Annotated in this window: 23 protein-coding genes and 1 pseudogene; 16 read left to right on the plus strand and 8 right to left on the minus strand. The window is 69.6% G+C overall.

Annotated elements, in window-relative coordinates; translation table 11 throughout:
* The first annotated feature begins 22 nt into the window (after positions 1–22).
* From ABD250_RS09795 to ABD250_RS09810, 4 genes are all read left to right on the plus strand, one after another.
* Positions 23–1,117 (plus strand): helix-turn-helix domain-containing protein, encoded by a 1,095-nt coding sequence (locus tag ABD250_RS09795; RefSeq protein ID WP_182611043.1) that lies wholly within the window; start codon positions 23–25, stop codon positions 1,115–1,117.
* A 10-nt stretch (positions 1,118–1,127) separates the two neighbouring features.
* Positions 1,128–2,078 carry an Asd/ArgC dimerization domain-containing protein gene (locus ABD250_RS09800; RefSeq protein ID WP_344392002.1) on the plus strand — a complete coding sequence of 317 codons (951 nt, stop codon included), beginning with the start codon at positions 1,128–1,130 and terminating at the stop codon, positions 2,076–2,078.
* A gap of 266 nt (positions 2,079–2,344) precedes the next feature.
* Positions 2,345–3,358 (plus strand): ABC transporter ATP-binding protein, encoded by a 1,014-nt coding sequence (locus ABD250_RS09805; RefSeq protein WP_338404256.1) that lies wholly within the window; start codon positions 2,345–2,347, stop codon positions 3,356–3,358.
* A 44-nt stretch (positions 3,359–3,402) separates the two neighbouring features.
* Complete coding sequence (locus tag ABD250_RS09810) at positions 3,403–4,188, plus strand: ABC transporter permease (protein WP_179526116.1); 786 nt, start codon at positions 3,403–3,405, stop codon at positions 4,186–4,188.
* A 57-nt stretch (positions 4,189–4,245) separates the two neighbouring features.
* Here the strand turns inward: ABD250_RS09810 and ABD250_RS09815 are convergent, their stop codons facing one another.
* Positions 4,246–5,178, minus strand: a complete 933-nt coding sequence (locus ABD250_RS09815; RefSeq protein WP_344392005.1) for an NAD(P)-dependent oxidoreductase — start codon at positions 5,176–5,178, stop codon at positions 4,246–4,248.
* Positions 5,175–5,300, minus strand: coding sequence for a hypothetical protein (locus ABD250_RS09820; protein WP_277817588.1), 126 nt, complete (start codon positions 5,298–5,300; stop codon positions 5,175–5,177). Before ABD250_RS09820 ends, ABD250_RS09815 begins: the two co-directional genes overlap by 4 nt.
* Before the next feature lie 177 nt (positions 5,301–5,477).
* Between ABD250_RS09820 and ABD250_RS09825 the strand changes: the two genes are divergently transcribed.
* The 9 genes from ABD250_RS09825 to ABD250_RS09865 all read left to right on the plus strand — a co-directional run bounded on the left by ABD250_RS09825 (position 5,478) and on the right by ABD250_RS09865 (position 13,069).
* Positions 5,478–5,708: a helix-turn-helix transcriptional regulator gene (locus ABD250_RS09825; protein ID WP_182658627.1), complete on the plus strand. Its 231-nt coding sequence runs from the start codon at positions 5,478–5,480 to the stop codon at positions 5,706–5,708.
* Positions 5,705–6,235 (plus strand): hypothetical protein, encoded by a 531-nt coding sequence (locus ABD250_RS09830; protein WP_182658626.1) that lies wholly within the window; start codon positions 5,705–5,707, stop codon positions 6,233–6,235. Before ABD250_RS09825 ends, ABD250_RS09830 begins: the two co-directional genes overlap by 4 nt.
* Before the next feature lie 195 nt (positions 6,236–6,430).
* Positions 6,431–6,697: a BatC protein gene (locus ABD250_RS09835; RefSeq protein WP_182658625.1), complete on the plus strand. Its 267-nt coding sequence runs from the start codon at positions 6,431–6,433 to the stop codon at positions 6,695–6,697.
* On the plus strand, positions 6,698–7,945 hold the full coding sequence (locus tag ABD250_RS09840; RefSeq protein ID WP_182658624.1) for a cupin domain-containing protein: 1,248 nt from the start codon (positions 6,698–6,700) through the stop codon (positions 7,943–7,945).
* Between the two features lie 92 nt (positions 7,946–8,037).
* Positions 8,038–8,844, plus strand: a complete 807-nt coding sequence (locus tag ABD250_RS09845) for a ferredoxin family protein (RefSeq protein WP_241730639.1) — start codon at positions 8,038–8,040, stop codon at positions 8,842–8,844.
* Between the two features lie 117 nt (positions 8,845–8,961).
* Complete coding sequence (locus ABD250_RS09850) at positions 8,962–9,981, plus strand: AraC family transcriptional regulator (RefSeq protein WP_182658623.1); 1,020 nt, start codon at positions 8,962–8,964, stop codon at positions 9,979–9,981.
* 99 nt (positions 9,982–10,080) lie between these two features.
* Positions 10,081–11,241, plus strand: a complete 1,161-nt coding sequence (locus ABD250_RS09855; protein WP_344392010.1) for an MBL fold metallo-hydrolase — start codon at positions 10,081–10,083, stop codon at positions 11,239–11,241.
* The gene (locus tag ABD250_RS09860; protein WP_344392012.1) at positions 11,238–12,113 is read left to right on the plus strand and encodes an SDR family oxidoreductase; all 876 of its coding nucleotides are present in this window, start codon (positions 11,238–11,240) and stop codon (positions 12,111–12,113) included. The genes ABD250_RS09855 and ABD250_RS09860 overlap by 4 nt, the downstream gene beginning before the upstream one ends.
* The gene (locus tag ABD250_RS09865; protein WP_344392014.1) at positions 12,110–13,069 is read left to right on the plus strand and encodes an alpha/beta hydrolase; all 960 of its coding nucleotides are present in this window, start codon (positions 12,110–12,112) and stop codon (positions 13,067–13,069) included. The genes ABD250_RS09860 and ABD250_RS09865 overlap by 4 nt, the downstream gene beginning before the upstream one ends.
* 344 nt (positions 13,070–13,413) lie before the next feature.
* Here the strand turns inward: ABD250_RS09865 and ABD250_RS09870 are convergent.
* Positions 13,414–13,620: pseudogene (locus ABD250_RS09870) on the minus strand (AMP-binding enzyme); the annotation flags it as partial.
* Between the two features lie 13 nt (positions 13,621–13,633).
* On the opposite strand from ABD250_RS09870, the gene ABD250_RS09875 reads away from it, so the two are divergent.
* The gene (locus ABD250_RS09875; protein WP_182658960.1) at positions 13,634–13,828 is read left to right on the plus strand and encodes a hypothetical protein; all 195 of its coding nucleotides are present in this window, start codon (positions 13,634–13,636) and stop codon (positions 13,826–13,828) included.
* Positions 13,829–13,860: 32 nt separating this feature from the next.
* Here ABD250_RS09875 and ABD250_RS09880 read toward each other — a convergent pair whose 3' ends face one another.
* The 3 genes from ABD250_RS09880 to ABD250_RS09890 are packed head-to-tail and all read right to left on the minus strand — an operon-like array spanning position 13,861 to position 17,497.
* The gene (locus ABD250_RS09880; RefSeq protein WP_182658959.1) at positions 13,861–14,787 is read right to left on the minus strand and encodes an MBL fold metallo-hydrolase; all 927 of its coding nucleotides are present in this window, start codon (positions 14,785–14,787) and stop codon (positions 13,861–13,863) included.
* A 2-nt stretch (positions 14,788–14,789) separates the two neighbouring features.
* Entirely contained in the window at positions 14,790–16,454 is a 1,665-nt protein-coding gene (locus ABD250_RS09885; protein WP_182658958.1) for an FAD-binding dehydrogenase, read from the minus strand.
* Positions 16,455–16,501: 47 nt separating this feature from the next.
* Positions 16,502–17,497, minus strand: a complete 996-nt coding sequence (locus tag ABD250_RS09890) for a lipase family alpha/beta hydrolase (RefSeq protein WP_182658957.1) — start codon at positions 17,495–17,497, stop codon at positions 16,502–16,504.
* 102 nt (positions 17,498–17,599) lie between these two features.
* Between ABD250_RS09890 and ABD250_RS09895 the strand changes: the two genes are divergently transcribed.
* On the plus strand, positions 17,600–18,217 hold the full coding sequence (locus ABD250_RS09895) for a TetR/AcrR family transcriptional regulator (protein WP_182630805.1): 618 nt from the start codon (positions 17,600–17,602) through the stop codon (positions 18,215–18,217).
* 148 nt (positions 18,218–18,365) lie between these two features.
* On the opposite strand, the gene ABD250_RS09900 is transcribed toward ABD250_RS09895, so the two are convergent.
* Positions 18,366–19,349: a VOC family protein gene (locus tag ABD250_RS09900; RefSeq protein WP_344392021.1), complete on the minus strand. Its 984-nt coding sequence runs from the start codon at positions 19,347–19,349 to the stop codon at positions 18,366–18,368.
* 363 nt (positions 19,350–19,712) lie between these two features.
* Here ABD250_RS09900 and ABD250_RS09905 point away from each other — a divergent pair, with 363 nt between their 5' ends.
* Complete coding sequence (locus ABD250_RS09905) at positions 19,713–19,892, plus strand: hypothetical protein (protein ID WP_241730499.1); 180 nt, start codon at positions 19,713–19,715, stop codon at positions 19,890–19,892.
* A gap of 356 nt (positions 19,893–20,248) precedes the next feature.
* Here the strand turns inward: ABD250_RS09905 and ABD250_RS09910 are convergent, their stop codons facing one another.
* The gene (locus ABD250_RS09910; protein ID WP_241730500.1) at positions 20,249–20,851 is read right to left on the minus strand and encodes a UbiA family prenyltransferase; all 603 of its coding nucleotides are present in this window, start codon (positions 20,849–20,851) and stop codon (positions 20,249–20,251) included.
* Positions 20,852–21,186: the final 335 nt, after the last annotated feature.

Below are 21,186 nucleotides of genomic sequence, written 5' to 3' on the forward strand. Positions count from 1 at the left end.
TTGATGTGCCAGAATCGCAAGCATGGACGCGAAGGCACTCGGTAGGCGTATCGCGGAGGCGCGAGTAGCTGCCGGCATGTCGCAGCGGCAGCTTGCGGAAGTGTTGGGCCAGCTCGATCACACTTCGGTCAGCAAGGTGGAATCGGGAACCCGACGCGTCTCGGCGACGGAAATGTTCGCCATCGCCGCGACGCTCGACAAGCCATTGCAGTGGTTCGTGATGGACGAAGTGCCTGCGGTGATCAGCCGCCGCACCGACGCCGGATTCGACCCGGAAGTCACAGAGCGCATGGACGAGGCAATCGAGTTGCTAGCTGACGACATGCGATCGCTGATGCACAAAGAACTGATCTCGACTGTGCGCCGACCCGAATCGGCGGTGCCCGACCGTCATGAGGACGCGGAGCGGGTTGCCCACGAGGCGCGCAGACGGGCCGGGCTGGACAACGAGCCCATCCCCGATATTCTCTCGGTCTGCGAGCGGCTCGGGATGTACGTGTTCGTGGGTAACTACGGTGAGTCGGCGGATGGTGCCTGTGTGACCGTCGACGGGGACAGCGACACGGCGGTGGCCGCTGCGGTGATCAATTCTGAGCAGCCGCAGGGGCGCAAGCGAGTCACGGTCGCCCATGAACTAGCGCACTGGCTGGTAGGCGACGCCTATGACGCACACAGCTCCGATTCCGAGACGATGGTCAAGTCGGTTGCTATTCACTTCCTGATCCCCCGCGAGGGAGCGGCGAAGTTGTGGAGTGACTACCCGACGGAGAGCCCACGCCGCCGCGCCATCCGCATCGCCGGCAAGTACCGGGTCTCGTGGACGGCTACGGTCAACCAGCTCAAGAACGTGGGTCTGATCGAAGAGCGCGAGCGTGTGGCGCTCGCGCGGGAAGTCCCATTTGCTGGGGACTTTGTGGCGGTGGGTGTCCCGCTACCCGCTGACGACCTCGTCGCTCCGCGGCTGTCCCCGCAATTTGCAGCCGCTGTGGTGCGCGGGTACGAAGATGCCAAACTCACACGTAAGCGAGCGCTGCAGATGCTGCGCGGATCAATCAGCGACGCAGAGCTGCGTCCACGAGACGAGTCACCCTTCGAGGTGATCGACGGAGATGCCTGAACGATGGGTCATGGACACGAGTGTGTTCACCCACTGGCATCGTGCAGGCCACGGCGAGATACTGCGAAGGCTCTCGCCCAGCGGGCGAGTGATATTGATACCGGACGCGGTGAACGCCGAGGTTGAGTTGGCGCGCGAGCGCTACTCCGGGATTCCGGCAATCGCGGAGTGTGAGTGGACCGAACTCGTCGTCCTCGATTCCGACGAGGGAGCAGTGCAGCTGGCGATCCAGTCCGACATGGGAGCCGAGACAGCTGCTGAGCACGCCGGTGAGGCCGCGGTGATCGCATATGCGCAAGCGCACAGCTGCACCGCGATTATCGACGAACGTGAGGCGCTCAGCCAGGCGGTCGAGCGCATGGTCGAGGCCCGGGACTCGATGTGGATCGCCACCGAGGCACTTCACGTCCTCGACGATATCGATCGTGGCGATGCAGAGCGGGTCGTAGATGACCTGCTTGCGACGGGGATGTGGTTGCCGGTGAAATCCGGGGCGAGTCTCGTCGCGTGGGCGTACCGAGAGGGGTACATGGACCGAAAACTAACGTGGAAGCGGGAGAGGGTTGTGGCGGGTCAGAGTGGGCGAAGACGGAGTATCGACGACGGGTCCGAGGAGACCGACGAGGAGCAGAAGCTGCGCAACGAGTCGCGCAAGATCCTCGGCCTGCCGGAGCTGCGCGTCGCCGGCACCTGCGTGCGCGTGCCCGTGTTCACCGGCCACACGCTGAGCATCAACGCCGAGTTCGAGCGGGACATCACCCCTGCGCAAGGGCGCCGCGCTCAACACGATCCAGATCGCGGAGCTGCTGGTCAAGTAACGCGCCCGCGGCGGGACCGACGTCCGCTGCGGTTCCCACGCCCGCCGCGCGGCCCACGTCCGCATCGGCAAGAGCGTTCCGTACACCCGCCTCTCGGGCGATGTGTGCGGAACGCTCTTGGCGTTGAGGGGCGGGGTCGTTGAGGGGCGGGGTCGCCGCGCGGCGGGACCGCCGAGGGGCGGGGAGAACGACGACGACGAGGTCCGCACCAGCACACGGCAGCGCCGCCACCCGGTCGAGCACACCGGGCGGCGGCTCCGGTTGGCGCTCGAGCCGATCGGTCTCTGCGGCGAAGGGGCACGACGACCTACGCTTGTCACGTCAACAGCGATTCGCTGACGGGCTTCGGGATCGGGGAAGCCGCGTCGGGTCACGAGCGCTACACGTTGCTCGGCGATCGGAGGACTGTGTGGGCGGGAACGACGACGCCGGGCGCCGCGACGGCCGGACGGAGGCGGGCGGCGACACCCGGACGGCAGAGCGCGTCGACGATCCGATGGTCGAGGTCCGCGAGCTGCGCAAACAGTACGGCCGCCGGGGCCCGGTCGCGCTCAGGGGCATCGACTTCACGGTCGGTCGCGGCGAACTCTTCGGACTGCTCGGGCCCAACGGCGCCGGCAAGACCACGACGCTCGGCATTCTCACCACCCGGGTGAGGCCGACCTCCGGCACCGCGCGGATCGACGGCATCGACGTGGTGGCCGGACCGCAGGCGGTCAAGCGGCGGATCGCGGTGATGCCGCAGCAGAGCAACCTGGACCGATCACTGACGGCGCTGGAGAATCTGACGTTCCACGGCGCCTACTACGGCATGCGACTGAAGGACAGGCGGCGGCGTTCGCGCGAGCTGTTGGAGCAGTTCGGGTTGGCGGACCGCGCCGACGAGCAGGTGGAGAACTTCTCCGGCGGTATGGCGCAGCGCCTGCTCATCGCGCGGGCGCTCATGCACCGTCCGCCGCTCCTCTTCCTCGACGAACCGACCACGGGGCTGGATCCGCAGTCGCGGTTGTTCCTCTGGGACCGGGTGACCGACCTCCACCGATCCGGCACCACGATCATGCTGACCACGCACGACATGGCGGAGGCGGATCGGCTGTGCGAGCGGATCGCGATCGTCGACCACGGTGAGCGGATCGCGCTGGACACCCCGGCCGGTCTGCGGGATCTGTTGCCTGGTGGTCGCGGCATCGAGCTGGTGTTGGACGCCCACGACGATCCCGCTCCGCTGCTGGCAGAGCTCGGGGAGACGGAGTCCGCCGAGCTCGAGCAGGGGCGGTGGCGGGTCCGGTGCTACGGCGACAGCCGCCTGGGCGAGGCGATCGCGGTCGCCGAGCAACGGGGAGCCGTGGTCCGGGACGTGCGCCGGCTCGAGGGCAGTCTGGAAGACGTGTTCGTACACCTGACCGGGCGGGAGCTGCGATGAGTGTCGTGACGAGAGACAGTGACCCGGCGAGAGACACTGACCCGATGCTGGCGCGCGCGACCGGTGTCCGCGCCTTCCTGGGCCTGCTGCAGCGCGACATCTGGAACACCCTCCGTCACGAGCTCGGGGGCTTCCTCGCGCAGTCGCTCATGCAACCGTTGGCATTCCTCTTCGTCTTTGGCCTGGTCCTGCCGGAGATCGGTGCGGTGGACGAGTCCTACGCGACGCAGCTGTTGCCGGGCATCATCGCACTGACGCTCGTGCTGACGGCCCTGCAGAACGTGGCGCTGCCGTTGGTGATCGAGTTCTCGTACACCAAGGAGATCGAGGACCGGCTGCTGGCGCCCATCTCCCCGCTGATGGTGGGGGTGGAGAAGCTGGTGTTCGCGACCGGGCGGTCCCTGATCGCCGCGTTGCTGATCCTGCCGCTAGCGGCTCTGATCCTGCCCGGTGGGGTGCAGACCGGCGGTGCGAACTGGGGAGTGTTCGCGCTGCTCCTGATCGTCGGCGGCCTCGCCGGGGCGTCGATCGGACTGGTGCTGGGCACGTCGGTCCCGGCGCGGCGCATCAACATGGTGTTCGCGTTGGCCCTGACGCCGCTGATCTTCACCGGCGCCACGTTCTACCCGTGGCAGCTGCTCGATTCCCTGCGGTGGTTCCAGGTGCTGACGCTGTTCAACCCGCTCACCTACGTCTCGGAGGGGATGCGCGGCGCCCTGACCTCGTCTCCGCATCTGGGGGCGGAGTGGATCGCGCTCGGGCTCGCGGTCTCGACGGTCGCCTTCGCTGCCGTCGGTCTGCGCGGGTTCATCCGCCGTGCGGTGGATTGACGACTCCCGTCCGGGGCGTGCGACGGGTGCACCCCTCGGGTCGCGGGGTGGTGAGCGTCAGTATCCGCGGCCGTACTCGACCACGGACAGCAGGTCCTCGCCGTCGACGAACCTGCGCAGGTTCTCCGCGAGCGGCCCGGCCATCTCCTCGGTGAGTCGCCCGGCCGGGTTGGCGACGTGCGGGGTGATCACCACGTTGTCGAGGCCGAACAGCGGGTCGTCCGGCGCGGGCGGCTCCGGATCGGTCACGTCGAGCGCGGCGCCGCCGATCAGGCCGCCGGTGAGCGCGCGGTACAGGGCGGCCTGGTCGATGAGGGGCCCGCGGGCCACGTTGACGATCCAGGAGTGCGGGCGCAGCAGCGCGAGGGTGCGGTCGTTGATCAGGTGACGGGTCTCCGGGGTGTCGGGCGCGGCCAGCACCACGTGGTCGGCCTGCGCGAGCACCTCGTCGGTCTGCTCGGCCGGAGCGGTGAGGGCCGCTCCCTCGACCGGGCGGCCGGACCTGGTGACGGCGAGGGTCCGCGCCCCGCAGGCGGTGAGCAGCGGCACGAGCTCGCGGCCGATGCCGCCGGCGCCGATGATCGCGACAGAGGCGCCCCGGAGCGTGCGGACGGCCGGGTCGACGGCGTCCTTGGCCCAGCGGGTGTGGGCTGACCGGACGACCTGCCGGGTGCCCGCGAGCAGCAGCGCCAGCGCGTGCTCGGCGACGCCCCGGGCGTAGAAACCGGACGCGTTGGTCCAGGTCCGGCGGTCGTCGAGCACCCCCGCGGCGACGAAGTGCTCGATGCCCGCGGTGCTGAGCGCCACCCACTCGACGCGCTCCGGCAGGGTCGGGAACCCCTCGGGGCCGCCGATCCACACCAGGACCCGCGCCTCGTCGAGCGACAACACCGAGCCGCCCGCGCCCTCCACCGCGGCGACGAGGTGGGGGTCGCGGGTCGGCTCGACGGCCACGCGCAGAGCGGCGGCGTCACCCGGCGTGGGGATCATGTCGGCAGGGCCTTCTTTCCCGTCTCGGCGATAGTGGACACAGTGAGGAGCCCGATCACGCAGACCCCGATCACGCAGACCTCGATCACGCAGACCTTGATCACCCAGTATGCGGGCGCCATCCCGCTGCCGGTCCGTGTTACTTGCGGTCCAGGCCGCGCGAGGGTGACGGCCGCGGGTCTCAAGTCCGGCTAGGGGCACGACGACGACAACGTCGGCACCTGAACCGGGGGAGCCGCCGCCGGCGACAAGGTCAACTACTCTTGACATTAAAAGTCAAGTCTGATTAACATTGCGTCATGGCAGTCCGAGAGTCCGATGCGGCCGGATCGAACCCGGTCCGGGAGTGCCGCAAGGTCCAGCGGGTCACCCAGGCCGAGCTCGCCGAGGCGGTGGGTGTCAGCAGGCAGACGATCATCGCGGTCGAGCGGGGCGATTATTCGCCGTCGGTGTACCTGGCGATTCGTATCGCGCGGGCCCTGGAGCGGTCGGTCGAAGAGCTTTTCACTCTGGAAGAGGAGTCCCGATGAATCAGCGAAACAGCGTGTTCGACAGGTTGTCGGACCGGGTGATGAATCTCGACAGCCCGGCGTACGGGGACGAGCGGGAGCGCACCGTGTTCATGGAGGCGAGTTCGTTCGGTCTCACTATCGGTCTGTACGCGGGGCTCGCAGGGGCCGTCGTGTCCGCGGCGTTTGGCCTAATCCTGGTGCCGACAGTTCTCCTCGTGCTCACGATCCTGCCCGCGGCGGCGACCCAGTGGTACGCGCGGCGGCGGGGAGTCCACCTCAATGCCCTCGCCGAGGAGGCCGGGGCCAGGTCGACGCTGGTCACCATGGTCGCGGTGTGCGCGCTCATCGCCCTGACGTTCGCCGCGATGACCTACACCGTGTTCGCGGGTCAACCACTCCTGCCCTTCCCCTCGGTCACGGTGACACCGGGGGATGGTCTGCTCGGGGGTGCGGCACAGGGAGCTGTGGTCGGCGGGATGGTCGGGGCGGTCGCCGGGATCATCGGCTCCGTGTTCAGCTACCGCAAGGCGAACCGCGGGAGGTAGTAGTGGCGCCGCCGGTTCTCATCGCGGCCGGGTTTCGGGGGCGCGCCGGCGCCGGTTTCCGACCGGTCGTGCCCCATGTCCATCCGGTGGCATAGTGGGAACGGCAAGCCCCATCGTGTCCGGGCCAGTCCGGGCACGTGGCGACACCGCATGAATCCGTGCAGGTCAGCGCCTGCACCGACGAGAGGATCGCAGATGGCTATTAGCGACGATGACATGACCACCACCCCAGCGTCAGGCGAGGGAGTTGCTGACGGCGGCTCCAACCCGGATGGTCACGACGGCGGGGCCGACGGTTCCGCCCACCACATGAAGGGTGAGGGCGAAGGCCTCGCTGACGGCGGCTCGAACCCGGATGGTCACGACGGTGGCGCTGATGGATCCGCCGACTCCGGCGAAGGGCTGGCCGACGGCGGTTCGAACCCGGATGGCGCCGACGGCGGCGCTGACGGCACGCAGTAATTGCGGGCGCTTCATCGGTGCGTCGCGTGCGGCTCGGATGAGTTCGCGGCTCGGGTGTGGGGGCAGCGGCCCCTGCTGACCCGGGCGGCCGAGCTGCCACGCGACTACTCCGACCTGCTCTCGCCCGCGATGGTCGACGAGATCATCGCCGAACGCGGGGTGCGCACGCCGTTCGTGCGCATGGCGCGGGAGGGCACGCTCGTCGACCGGGCGTGCTTCACCCGCTCCGCGGGGTTCGGGGCGCAGATCGCCGATCAGCTCGACCCCGACGGCGTGCTCACGCAGTACGCCGCCGGGGCGACGCTCGTGCTGCAGGGACTGCACCGGTTCTGGCCGCCCATCATCGACTTCGTCCGGGGCATGACCTCGGACATCGGCCACCCGGTGCAGACCAACGCGTACATCACCCCGCCCGCGAATCGCGGGTTCGATCCGCACTACGACGTCCACGACGTCTTTGTGCTCCAGGTGTCCGGCACCAAGCGGTGGCGGGTGCACGAGCCCGTCCACCACTATCCGCTCGCGGACCAGCCGTGGACCGATCACCGCGAGGCGATCGCCGAACGGGCGAAGGACGAGCCGGTCATCGACACCGTGCTCGAGCCGGGGGACTGCCTCTACCTGCCGCGCGGCTGGGTCCACTCCGCCGAGGCGCAGGGCGATACCTCTATCCACCTGACGGTGGGCGTGGCCCCGCTGACCGGGCACGACGTCGCCACAGCGATGATCGAGGCACTGTCCTCGGAGGAGGAGCTGCGGGCGTCGTTGCCGTTCGGGCTCGCCCCGGCCGATGCCGCGAGCGCCGAGCCCCACGCCCGCGAGGTCCTCGACGTACTGGCCCGGTTGATCGCCGAGAAGCAGGAGCAGCTCAGCGCTCTCGCCGGCGACGCGCTCGCCGAGAAGTACCTCGACCTCACGCGCCCCGCCGCGATCCGCCCGCTGGCCACCCTCGACGCCGTCGCGTCCCTCGACGCCGACACTCAGCTGAGGCTGCGCGAGGGGCTCCATGCACGGGTGGACTGCACCGACTCCGACGCCGACGCCGACTCCGTCGCCGCCAATCCCGGCACGGTGGTGTTGAGGCTGCCCACCAAGTTGGTGACGTTCCCGGCGGTATGCGCTTCCGCCCTGCGCGCTGTCCTTGAGGGCGCTCCCGTGAGTGCCGGTTCGCTGCCCGGCCTCGATGCCGACGACGGCCTGGTGGTTCTCCGGCGGTTGCTGCGGGAGGGCGTGGTGGTGGCGCTGTGAGCAGGCCTGCGGACTGGGAACCGTGCAGTGACTCGTCGTTGCGCCGCGGCGATCCCCTGGACGGGTCGGGCTCCCGGGGGTTGCGGTGGCTGATGGTCGAGCTGTCCGGCCCGTGGGGGTATTCGGCGTTGCTCGACTCGCCGTCACTCCTTCCGCCCGAGCTGGGTCGCGAGATCGCCGGGCGTGCCCAGGAGGCTGAGGTCCGGGTTGCCGCGATCCGCAGGCCGGGTCGTCGTCGTCATACAGAGGATCAACGCTGGCGGTGGGCGCTCGCCGACGCCCGGCCCGGGCATGAGTCGCTGCGGTGGGGCGAGGTCGACGGCCCGGTCGGGTACGCCGAGATCCCCCTCGACGGTTCCGCCGGCGCCCCGTCAGCGGAGCCGCTGGTCGCCGTGTGCGCGCACGGCAAGCACGATCAGTGCTGCGCGGTGCGGGGGCGCAGCGCCGCGGCGCGGATCGCCGAGCGGTATCCGGAGGCGACCTGGGAGTGTTCTCACCTGGGCGGCGACCGCTTCGCCGCGACGATGCTCGTCCTGCCGCACGGACTCTTCTACGGCCGCGTCGACCAGGCGGAGAATCCGGCCGACATCGTCACCCGCTACACCGAGGGGCGGGTCGACGATCGGTACCTGCGTGGACGCAGTAGTCATTCGGCGGCCGTGCAGAGCGCCCAGCATCATGCCCGCGCGGTGGTGCCCGACGACGGCATCGACGCCTTCGCCCCGGTGCGCGTGGTCGAACGAGACGAGCACGTCGAGGTGACGCTCGAGGGGCCGCGCGGTCCGGTCGAGGTGTGGCTGCGGGAGACCTACTCGGAGCCGATCTTCACGATGTGCCGCGCCCACGCCCCCGGTCCGGTGAGGCAGTGGGAGCTGATCGAGGTCAGGGGCGGCGGGTAGGGCCGGACGGCGGGGCGAGGTGGAGCGAGGATGGTCGAACCACGTGTGGCTCCGCGGAGACGTACCCGGCCGCGGCTTCTCGCCGGCACTCCGCACGCGAAAGGACAGGCGACGTCGATGCAGCCGTTGATCCGCGCCGCGAGCCTGCGCGGGTTCGCTGAGCTCGTCACCGAACTCGGCGGGGATCCGGATCGGCTGCTCGCGCGGTTCGGCATCGAGCCAGAGACGTTGGCGGACGAGGACGGGCTGCTGTCGATCACCGACCACGACCGGATGCTCGATGTGGCGGCAGCCCACCTGCGCTGCCCGGACCTCGGTCTGCGGCTGGCCGAACGGCAGGACGTGACGATTCTCGGCCCCATCGCGCGCGCGATCGGATCGTCGCAGACCCCCGCGGAGGCGCTGGAGTGCGCGGCTCGGTTCATGTTCGTGCACAGCCCCGCGCTGAGGATCGAGGTCGCCGACGACCCGTGGGGCCGGCGCGGCGTGAATGCCCTGACCTACCGTAAGGAGCTGACCGAGTCGCCGTACTCGCCGCAGGCCGCTGAGTTGGGGCTGGGGGTGTTCTACCGGGTGGCCGTGCATCTGGTCGGGCAGTCCACCGGGTTGCGGTCGGTGGAGGTGCCGCACGGACCACTCTCGCCGGTCGGCCGGTATCTGGGCTTCTTCGGCGTCGACGTGAAGTTCGACCGGCCCGCGGCCGCGCTGTGCGTCGACCGTCGGATGTTGGATGCCACGTTCGCCTCCGCGGATGAGGATCTCCGTCGCGCGGCCCTCGATTACCTGACGGGCTCGTACTCCGACCCGTCGGACTCGGTGGCTCACCAGGTGCGCCGCCTCGTGGGGGAGCGCCTTCCCGGCCGCGTCCCCACGCTCGCCGAGGTGGCCAGGGCGCTCCTGCTCCACCCGCGGACGCTGCAACGTCGCCTCGCCGCCGTCGACACCACCTACGGCCGGGTCGTCGACGACCTGCGTCGGGATCGCGCGCACCGGTTCATCACGACCAGCGACCTGTCCTTCACCCAGATCGCCGACCTGGTCGGTTTCGCCGAGCAGGCCACGCTCAGCCACGCGGCGCGCCGGTGGTTCGGTATGTCCCCCGGGGAGCTGAGACGGACCACCAACCTGTCGCCCTGACACAAGTTTCCCGCCGCCGGACACCGGATGCTGATGTCGACCGCGGGAACGACCGGCGCCCCCCCGGGCGGCCACCCCATCGGCGAGGAGGAGCGAACGATGCTGCGCGAAGATCCACCGCGTTCGGACCAGGTGTCCGGGCCCATGCTCGAGCAGATCGGCGCGCGGCCGATCCCCGAATTCGACGGCGTCCACGACGTGTGGCCGCGGGGCGAGCGGCTGAGGGCGGTGCGCTCGGCGGCCGCCGAGTACAAGAAGCGGTTCGTGCAGCAGGGGCAGGTGCGGGCGGTGCGGTCAGTCGACGTGGCCGGGGCGCCGTACCCGGTCAAGTACGCCTTCGACAACGCGGTGTCTGTGCCCAGCCTGCCGTTGGTCACCATGATCAACCGCATGGTGGTGGTCCAGTACGACGACTGGAACGGTCGGCCCCGCACCCTGGTGTTCGAGCCGACCGTCCCCGCCGGTTCCGCCAAGGCGCCGTTCTACGCCAGTCTGGAGAGGCTGGTCGACGCCGTCCCCGGCGGCCGCCTGGCCAGCAAGGCGATCCTCAAGTACTTCAACGAGCCCGGCGAGGCCCTGGCCAAGGTGGGGCTGCGGCCGGAGGACGTGGACTTCCTCACGTTCGACCACCTGCACGTGCAGGACCCCCGGATGATTCTCGGTTCGAGCGAGGTGATCGCCGGCGAGCCGACGCCGCGCACCGCCCTGTTCGGCGACGCGCAGCTGCTCGTGCACCGCCGCGAACTGGCCACCCTGGAGGACCTGCACCCCATGCAATGGGCCTGGTACGTCGAGGACGGACTCGACGGCGTCCACCGGGACAGGTTCGCCGTGTTCGACGGTGACATCGAGCTCGGCCCCGGCATCGCCCTGCTGTGGACGCCCGGCCACACGGACGGCAACCACTCGCTGGTCATCAACACCCCGGACGGCGTGTGGGTGTCCTCCGAGAACGGCATCTCCCTGGACAACTGGCAGCCGGAGCTGTCGAAGATCCCGGGCGTGCGCCGCTACCACCGCGAGTACGGCCGCGAGATCTGCCCCAACGCCAACACCCTCGAGGACGCGCTGGACCAGTACGACTCCATGATCAAGGAGAAGACCCTCGCCGACCCGTGCCCGGCCGACCCGCGCTGGCTCCAGATCCTGCCCTCCACCGAACTGGCGCCGTGGAAGCGTTTCTGGCCGGTCGTGCCGACGTACTGCCACGGTGGGATCTCCTACGGCGAACTCCGCTCCGGCCTGAAGGACGGGAAGTGAAGACGACGACGACGAGGACCCGCAGCGCGCTCGTGACCGGGGCCGGTCGCGGCCTGGGCCGAGATATCGCGGGCCTGCTGGCCGACCGCGGATATCGCGTCATGATCACCGATCTGGACGAACAGTCGTCCCGGACGGCGGCCGCGGAGATCGGGCGGGGCGCGCTCTGGGCCGCTGTCGACGTCCGCGATCGCGGGCAGGTCGACGAGGCCCGGGACCGGCTGGTCGCGGAGACCGGGGGCGTGGACGTGTGGGTCAACAACGCCGGCGTCCTGCTCACAGGCCCGGCGTGGGAGCAGACCGACGACCAGCGGCGGCTCATGCTGGACGTCAACGCGCTGGGGACGATCAACGGCACGGTCGCCGCGATCGAGGCCATGCGCGGCCGCAGTACTGGTATCCCGGGCACCGGCGCGACCGGCAGCGGCGGGCACATCGTCAACATCGTCTCGCTGGCGGGGATCTCCGCGGTCCCGGGCGAGGCCGTCTACGCGGCGTCCAAACACGCGGTGATGGGCTTCAGTTCCAGCACGGCCGCCGACCTGCGGCTGGCCGGGGTGGACGATATCGACATCTCGTGCATCTGCCCGGACGGCATCTGGACCCCGATGCTCTTCGACAAACTCGAGGACCCGCAGGCGGCGCTGTCGTTCTCGGGGGTCCTCCTGCAGCCGGCGGACGTGGTGCGCGCGGTGGGCAGGGTGCTGGAGTCGCCGCGCCCGGTCACGGCCGTCCCGGCTCGGCGCGGGGCGCTGGCCCGGGTGGGCGCGGCGTTCCCCCGCCTGGCGTCCGCGCTCCTGCCGCTGATGGCCGCCAAGGGTCGCCGGAAGCAGCGCGCTCTCCTACGAACGCAAGGATCGTCCCGCTCGTGACCACACGGACCCACCCCTTCGTGACCACTCACCGTGAGGTCGACCTGCAGTCCCGGTTGCTCTACTGGGCCGGGCGGGCGACGCTCCGTCAGGTGTACCGCTTCTGGCCCATGACCGGCGCCGGGATCCGGGGGCTGGCCGCGGTCGAGCGCGGGTTCTCGCGACTGACGGGTCCCGCCGGGGTGCGTGTGGAACGGACCGTGCTCGGCGGCACCGCGGCCGAGACCTCGACCCCCGATTCCGTCGGCCCGGACGCGCTCGCCGGCGTGACCGTGCTCTACCTCCACGGCGGCGCGTTCCTCTTCTGCGGCCCCGGCACCCACCGCGGGCTCTGCGGCCGGCTGGCGATGGACCTCGGCGTGACCGTGCACTCGCTGGACTACCGGATGCTGCCGGAGGTTGACCTGGCGACCGTGGTCGCGGACGCCTACGCCGGGTATCGTGCTTTGTCCGAGCGGCTGCCCGCGGATCACCGGATCGTGGTGGCCGGGGACTCGGCGGGCGGGTACCTGGCCGCAGCGATCTGCGAGTTGGCCGCCCGCGACGGCGTCCGCCGGCCCGCCGCGATGGTGGGGTACTCGCCGCTGCTCGACGTCGATGGCGAGGTGCGTGAGGGGCCGTGGGCCACGCGCGACTCCTACCAACCGGCCGTCACGGTGCAGCGGTTCCAGAGGCTGTGGCAGCACCACGCCGACGGGCTGGAGAGCAGCCGCTCGATGCTCACTTGCGATCCGGAGGTGTTCCCGCCGACGCTGATCACCCTGGCCGCGGGCGAACACGTGGAACCGGCCGCGCTCCAGCTGACCGAACACCTCCACGCGGCCGGGCGGCCCGTCGAGACCCATCGGTGGTACTCGGCAGTCCACGCGTTCCCGGTGCTCGCCGGCCTGACCCCGCACAGCCGCCACGCCGGCAGGATCACGGCCGAGTTCCTACGACAGACCCTGGGGGCGTGACGACCTACATTCGGGCTAGGACTCACTCGTGCGGGCGCGGTCGTCTACTGAGTTCGTGGTCGTCAGGTCGGCATTCGTTCGGGCTGCGAGGGTAGAGCAGGAGGAGAATAGAACCACTACGGTGACGGTTAAGGTAATCGACATCGTCATCACTGACCGCTTCCATGATGCGCCGGTACGCCCCAATGTTGAGTTCCTTTCGTTCTGTCCTCGGTTAGAAGTGTCTGCAGATCCGTCGTGGTGCCTCTCGGCGGGTTGATCTGGCGGGCCGGCAGATGCAACGCCCGTACGGTGCGGGGCCCACGGCTGCCGAACAACCGTGGTGCGAGCCGAATTGAATAGCGTTAGTCGAGTTCGCGTTTGAGTATTTTTCCTGTCGCCGTCATGGGGAGCGTGTCGCGGAATTTCACAATCCGCGGGTACTTGTAGGCGGCAAGGCCTTCCTTTGCCCACGCGATGAGCTCGTCCTCGGTCAGGGTGGAGCCGGCGACGCGAATCACGACGGCTTGGATCTCCTCGCCGAGACTCTCGTGGGGCACCCCGATCACCGCGCAGCGGGCCCTGATGAGCGAGCCCTTGTTGCTGCTCGCTGACGAACCCACCAGCGCGCTCGACTCCGAGTCCGGTCAGGTGGTGATGGAACTCCTGCTGGGCACTGCGCGTGAGTTCGGGGTGGCGGTGATGGTAGTCACCCACGACGCCACCACCGCGGCCCGGTGCGATGCGCAACTCCGGCTGGTCGACGGGGCGGTGGTGTAGCGCGGCGGCCTGGCGAGGCGAGGGGACGTGTCCTACCTGGTGGCCCACGGGTCGGTCCGGCGCCACAACGTGGGCAGTTCCAGGTGGACCCCGTCCCGCTCGGCGCACGCCGTGAGAACGCGCATCGCGGCGTCGAGGTCGTCGACCGCGTAGGGGAGCGCTCGCAGGGGCGTGGTCAGCGGCCTGAAGAAGTCGTCCCAGTGGGTGAGGATGACCGATCGTGCCCCCACGGCGGTCACGGTCTCGGTCCAGTACTGCTCGATGAAGTCGCGGGATTGGTGTCCGAGTTGACCGACGGCGAGGTAGGCGACGTCGGCGCGGCGCCCGTCGAGCATTCCGGGTCGGAAGCCGGCGCTGCTGTGGACGAGCGCGGACTGCCCGGACTCGTCGTGCTCTACCAGGATCGACCACGTCTCGCCGCACTTGTAGGCGCGCACCCGGGCGGGCTGGGCGATCGCGTGCTCGATCGCTCCCTGCACCCGGTCGGGGTGTGAGTGTTCGGATTCGAGGAAGGTCAGGGTGAAGGCGCCGAACGTCAGCGCATTGCCTGGTGCGGCAGTGACGATGCGATCCGGAGGCAGCTGGGCTCCGCGCCCAAGTTGCGCGGTCGACTCACTGCCGACGAGCGTGGCGCCGGTGCGATGCGCGACCGCGGCCGAGTCGAGGGCGTGGTCGTAGTGGGAGTGCCCGCAGGCCACGGCGTCGAGACTGTCGACTCCTGCTCGGCGCAGGGCGTGGTCCACGCGCGCCGGGTCGCTCCGCAGGGGAGTGAGGAGCGTTCGGGCCAGGGCCGGCCGGGTGAAGAACCCGTCGGTCATGACGGCCGATTTCCCGTCATCGAAGAGCAGGGTGGTCACGCCGAGGAACGAGACCGCGACCGGTGAGGTCGGCGAGGCCGGCGGCGTGGCCGGCCCTGCCTGGTACGTGGCGAGGTCGGGTCGGCCCCATCTGAGCCGCATTGTCACACCTCCCGGGCGAGGTCACGGCCGGCCTGACGGCCGCTGAAGATGCAGCCGCCCAGGAACGTGCCCTCGAGTGAGCGGTACCCGTGCACGCCGCCTCCTCCGAAGCCGGTGATCTCGCCGGCGGCCCACAGTCCTGGCACCACAGCGCCGTCGGCGCCGCGGACGCGGCCGTCCAGGTCGGTCTGGATGCCACCGAGTGTCTTGCGCGTGATGATGTTCAATCGTACTGCGATGAGCGGCCCGGAGTGTCGGTCCAGGATTTTGTGCGGCGCTGCGGTGCGGGCGAGTCGTTCACCACGGGAGCGGCGGGAGTTGTGGATGGCGGAGATCTGCAGGTCCTTGGTGAACGGGTTGTCGATCTCGCGGTCGCGCGCCACGATCTGTCGCTCCAGATCGGCGAGGTCGATGAGTTTGGAGCCCGCCACCCGGTTCATTCCGGCAACGAGTTCGGGCAGGGTGTCGGCCACCACGAAGTCCTTCCCGTGCTTCTTGAACGCCTCGACCGGTTCGCCGGCGCCCGGCAGGACCCGTCCCAACACCAGCTTGAGGTCCTTGCCGGTGATGTCGGGGTTCTGCTCGGACCCCGACAGGGCGAACTCCTTCTCGATGATCTTCTGGGTGAGGACGAACCAGGAGTAGTCGTGGCCGCTGTCCTGGATGGCCTTGAGGGTCCCGAGGGTGTCGAATCCCGGGAAGTTGGGAACGGGGAAGCGTTGTCCGCGAGCGTCGAACCACATGGACGACGGCCCGGGGATGATGCGGATCCCGTGGTTCTTCCAGATGGGGTTCCAGTTGGTGACGCCTTCGGTGTAGTGCCACATCCGGTCCTTGTTGACCAGGCGGGCACCGGCGTTCTCGCTGATGCCGAGCATGCGGCCGTCGACGTGTTCGGGGACCCCGGAGATCATGGTGGCTGGCGCCGTGCCGAGTCGAGCGGGCCAGTTCTCGCGCACCAGGTCGTGGTTGCCGCCGATCCCGCCGGCGGTGACCAGGACGGCTGACGCGCGCAGGTCGAACTCGCCGACCTCGGTGCGGCTGCTCGCCGAGCCCCGCAGTGCCCCGCTGGGCTCGAGGACCGCACCTCGGACCCCATCGACGACCCCGCCAGTGACGGTGAGTTCATCGACGCGGTGGCGGAACCCGAAGCGGACCAGGCCCCTGTCCGCAGCGTCCCGTACCCGGCGTTCGAAAGGGGCGACGACGGCGGGCCCCGTCCCCCACGTCAGGTGGAACCGCGGCACGGAGTTGCCGTGGCCCTCGGCGAGATACCCCCCGCGTTCGGCCCATCCGACGATCGGGACCCACCGCACGCCCTGGGCGTGGAGCCAGGACCTCTTCTCGCCGGCGGCGAAGTCCACGTAGGCGCGCGCCCACCTGTATCCCCAGTAGTCCGGCCCGGCCGGGTCGTCGATCCCGCGGTCGAAGGTCGCGCTGCCCAGCCAGTCCTGCCACGCGAGGTCGGCGGAGTCCTTGATCCCCATCCGTCGCTGTTCGGGGGTGTCGACGAGGAACAGCCCGCCCAGGGACCAGAACGCCTGACCGCCCAGGTTCTGCTCGGGTTCCTGATCGAGCAGCAGCACCCGCTTGCCCGCCTCGGCCAGCTCGGCGGTGGCCACCAGGCCCGCCAGTCCGGCTCCCACCACGATCACGTCTGCGTTCATCGTCTGTGTCCTCGGTCCGTTGTTGCCTGTGGTCATGGAGGTGGGCCTCATCCCTGTTCGGCGTATCGGGGCAGGGCCGGCTCGGCCGGCAATGACGGCTGCCCGAGGATCCCCAGGTACTTGATCGCCCCCTGCGTGAACGACGGGACGAAGGTGGCGATGTCGAATCCGGGCAGGGTGATCCCCTCGCACAGGTTCGGGGTCCGGGCGGGTACCGCCGGCCCGGGGTGGGACAGTGCGTCGAGCGCCAGCCGGTAGGTCGCGGCGTCGTACATGAGCCCGACGTGCTCGACTAGGCGGCCCGGGCAGTGGTCCTGCAGGGCGATGTTCGCGGCCCCCGGGTAGCTGCTGACCTCGCGGGCGGGCTGGATACCCTCGTCGAAGAGGGTGAAGATCGACGTCACCGACACCGACGGGGAGATCGGTTCGCGGTTGAGAGCGGCGGTGAACCGCGACCCCATGGAGAGCTGATGGGCCAGGACCGGACAGAAGCCGACGGAACAGATGAGGTTGACGGGGTGCGCGCCGTGGATCGGGCCCGCGAGCGAGATCATGTCATCGACCGAGGCCGCGACGTCGGGCCAGAAGCGCAGCGCCCAGAGGGACAATGCCGGCCCCGCGCTGTGGGCGACGATGTTGACCTTCTGTCCGGACCGGGCCTGCGCGTAGCGGACCGCATTGACCACGTATTCGGCGCCGATCGTGGCGTCGCCGCGGCCGTGGTCGAGGACGGTGACCTCGCACACCCCGTAGCCGTCGCGGACCAACGCGCGCGAGTACCCCCAGCCCCAGGCGTCGGCGGGGTCGAAGCCCACACCGCCGACCAGTACCACGACCTTCTTTCCGGACCCCGGGTGGACGTCCGGGGTGCAGCGCACGGCATCGTCGAGGGTCTGCTGCGGCACCGACAGGGGTGGACCGGTAGGCCCGGCAGAGGCGGACGCCCGACCCTGGGCACCGGGGACGATGGCGAGGAGGCCGGCGAGCAGGACCGCCGCCACCGCCGCACCGGCGGTCCGTAGTGGGATTGGCAGTGAGGTCATGCGGTGCTCCTGACGCTGGGCGACCCATTCGATACAACTGTGTATTCGATGCGCCACTGTATCCAATACGGTGATGTATGCAACCCCGGTAAGCTCGGAACAATGAGCGGAACGGTGAAGCGACGGCGGCCTGAGACTCGGCAGCGGCTGCTCGACGCGGCGCTCGAGGTGTTCGCCGAGCGGGGCTTCGGCAGCACCAGCGTCGAGCAGGTGTGTGGCCGGGCCGGCTTCACCAGGGGCGCCTTCTACTCCAACTTCACCTCGCTGGAAGAGTTGTTCCTGGCGATGTGGGAGCAGCGGTCGTCGCAGATGCTGGCGGATGTCGGGGCGTTGCTCGATACGGGCGAGCCGCTTCCGGTCAGGTCGCTGGATGACGTGGTGGCGTGCGTGCTGGCGGTGGTTCCGGTTGACGATCAGTGGTTCCGGGTCAACGCGGAGTTCACCGCCCATGCACTGCGCACCCCCTCTCTGAAGCGAGTGCTGCTCGCGCGGGAGAAGGCGATCCTCGCGACCCTCATGCCGTTGCTCGACCGGTTGCTCGCCCAGGTCGGGCTCGAGGTGACGGACCACGCGGCTCTGGGGCCGAGCCTGACCGCGGCACATGACGGAACGCTGGTGCAGTGTCTGATCGAGGACGATGTCGCTGCTGCCCTCGCCCGCCGCGCGGCGATGTTCACCGTGCTGGTGGAGCGCTACACGCAGGCGATCGTCGGCACCTGACCTGGAGCTCACGGTCGATCGTGGATCGGACGCAGTCGCGGACCGGGTCGTAGAAAATCGGGACGACGACCAGGCCCCGCCGCCGCATCGGGTCGATACCGCCGCCCGGTCGAGCGGACCGTGCGGCGCAGGGCCTTGGCCCGCCGGGTCAGGCGGGCGCCGCGGCGGTGTCGACCACCGGCTCGGACAGCGACTCGGCCACGGCCTCCGCAGCGGACTCCTCGAGCGGGAGGGTGCAGGCCAGGGGCTCGCTGCCGGACCAGTCGTGGCCCCAGTAGCTGTCGGCGGTGATGTTCTGCGGTAGGTACTGGTTCTCGTCCACCATGAGCCCGTCGTAGCCGTACTCGATGTCCCAGCCGCCGGGCGCGCGCAGGTAGTAGGACACCATCTTGTCGTTGGTGTGCCGGCCGAGGGTGGAGGAGATGCCGAACCCGTGCTCGGTGGTGCGCTCCATGGCCTGGGCGACCATGTCCATCTCGGCCACCTCGAGCATGATGTGGACGATCCCGGGGCCCATGTGCGGGGCGGGCATCACGGCGAAGCTGTGGTGGCGGGGGTTGACACCCATGAACTGGATGCGCAGCGGCGGCATGCCGGGCGCGAACGGGAAGGGGAACGCGCCGCGGGTGTGGAAGCCCAGCACGTCGCGGTAGAAGCCGATGGTGGCGTCGTAGTCGGTGGTGGGGACCACGAGGTGGCCCAGGCCCAGCTCGTCGGTGACGAACTCGGTGCGGTACTTGGTGGAGACCTTCGAGTGGTCCAGCTCGGCGCCGTGGAAGATCTCCAGGCGCTGACCGCAGGGGTCCTCCAGGGTGATGGCGCCGTCGACCTTGATGGCCTGCGTCTCGTCGTGGGTGAGGTCGCGGTAGGCGATGCCGTGCTCGGTGAGGGTGGCCCGGACGCGGTCGAGGGCGATCTCGTCGCGCACCTCCCAGCCCACGGCGGCGAGGTTGTCCTTCTCCGCGCGGCGCAGGGTGATGCGGCGGGCGCGCTCGTCCAGGCGCAGGTGGAGGGTGTCGTCGTTGCCGCCGGCGCCCACACCCAGGTCCAACACGTCGTGGGCGAGCGTGCGCCAGCGGTCGAGGTCGGTGGTGTCGATTCTGAGGTAGCCGAGGGCCCGGATGTCGCCCATGGAGTGTCCTTTCGAGAGGGGGTCCCGCCGTGCCGGGGTGTCACCGCGGGGAGCGCCGCACGCGCGCCCGGGTGGGGATGAGGACACTGTGACCCGGGTGTGGTGCGCGTCACCAAACGATTCCGCTGGGCGGGAACCGTGCAGGTGGGAGGGTGGTTAATCGGCGACGATCACGACGACGACGACAGACAAGTCCCGGCAGCAGCACACGACGCAGGTCGTTGCCAGGTCGTGCAGACCGAGCGGTTGTCGAGGCAGTGCCGACGATTCGGATCGGGCAGCGGCCCGCAAGCGGCAGGGCCGCCGTTCTGCAAAACTCACGCCCCTCGTCCGGACCGCACGCAGCATCATGCCCGCGCGGTGGTGTCCAATGACGCGATCGACGCCTTCGCCCCGGTGCGCGTGGTCGAACGGGACGAGCACGTCGAGGTGACGCTCGAGGGCCCGCGCGGTCCGGTCGAGGTGTGGCTGCGGGAGACCTACTCGGAGCCGATCTTCACGATGTGCCGGGCCCACGCCCCCGACCCGGTGAGGCAGTGGTAGCTGATCGAGGTCAGGGCCGGCGGGTAGCGCCGCGCCCGGGTGACAAATCCACGGCCACAAATAGAACGACGACATCGACGACGAGGTCGGCAGCTGCTCTATTCGCGAGCGGCCGCCCGGTCATGCAGTCCGGTCAACGGGGTCGCCGAAGGCTCACTCCGGGCCCCTGGCGTCAGCCGAGCAAGAGCATGACGACGTTGACTCCCGCGGTGGCGATCACCGCGTAGAACGGCGTCTTTCCCTTTTTGCCGGTCGTGGCGACCGCCAACACCAGCACCACGGCCAACAGCACCCACTGGGCGGCCGTCGGGGGAGTGCGGCTGCCGAAGACGGCGACGACGGTGGCGGCGACGAGGTCAGCGCCGCCAGAAGCGGAACGGTTGTGGGTGCGAGCCGGTGGGGGAGTCCCCGGACCCCGGTCGCTGCGTCGTCGGCGAGGTCGGGCATGGCGTTGAGCAGGTGCGCGGCGAATCCCAGCAGGGCGCCGACGACGCAGCGGCCGGGTCACGGGACAGGCCCACCACGGCGGGGAGAGCGCCGAAGGCCAGCGAGTACGGGAGCCAGGAGAACGCGGTGGATTTGAGCGCGAAGTTGTAAGCCAGGGCGGCGCAGACCCCCAGAGTGAGATGAAGAAGGCCGGCAGCAAGGCCGCAGAGCAGCGACGTCGCAACACAGACCACACTCGCGACACCGGTTGTCGAACGCACCAGCCCGACCGAGATCTGCCCGGCCGCGAGTGGTTTGTCGCGGCGGCCGACGCGGCGGTCCCGCTCGCGGTCGACCAGGTCGTTGGTCCATCCCACGACGAGCTGACCGCTGAACACCGCGACAAACAGGATCACTGCGGTGCGAGTGCCCACACCCATGCTCGCCGCGAGCAGCACGGTGAGCATGGTGACCGCGAACGCCGGGACGGGATGGGCGGCCCGCAGGAGTGGGATAGCGGGGCGCGTGGTCATGGCTCAATGCTGTTACCGGCGGGGCCGCGAAAGGTGGCTTTCGCACTTTCACGGCCGGGGGGTGAGCCCTCACGACCCATTGCCCAGAAACTCGCGGTCAGCTATCGCGCGGCCGTGCGTTTCGCCCCATCCTGACCTGCTCGCGCCATTTTGGCGGCAAACCCCAAACCCTCCGACCGAGCCAGGGCGGTTGAATTTGCGGGGGTGACGGTCGGTTACTTCATATCGTTGGTTTGGCGGATGGGGGCCAAATAGTCAGAGTAGACATTAGCCCCGGTGATTCACGGGGATCTGCGGATCGCTGGGCGAAAATAGACCGAAGTGCTTCCTGAACA

The sequence above is a fragment of the Dietzia cercidiphylli genome (genome assembly GCF_039531545.1).
GTDB lineage: Bacteria > Actinomycetota > Actinomycetes > Mycobacteriales > Mycobacteriaceae > Dietzia > Dietzia natronolimnaea.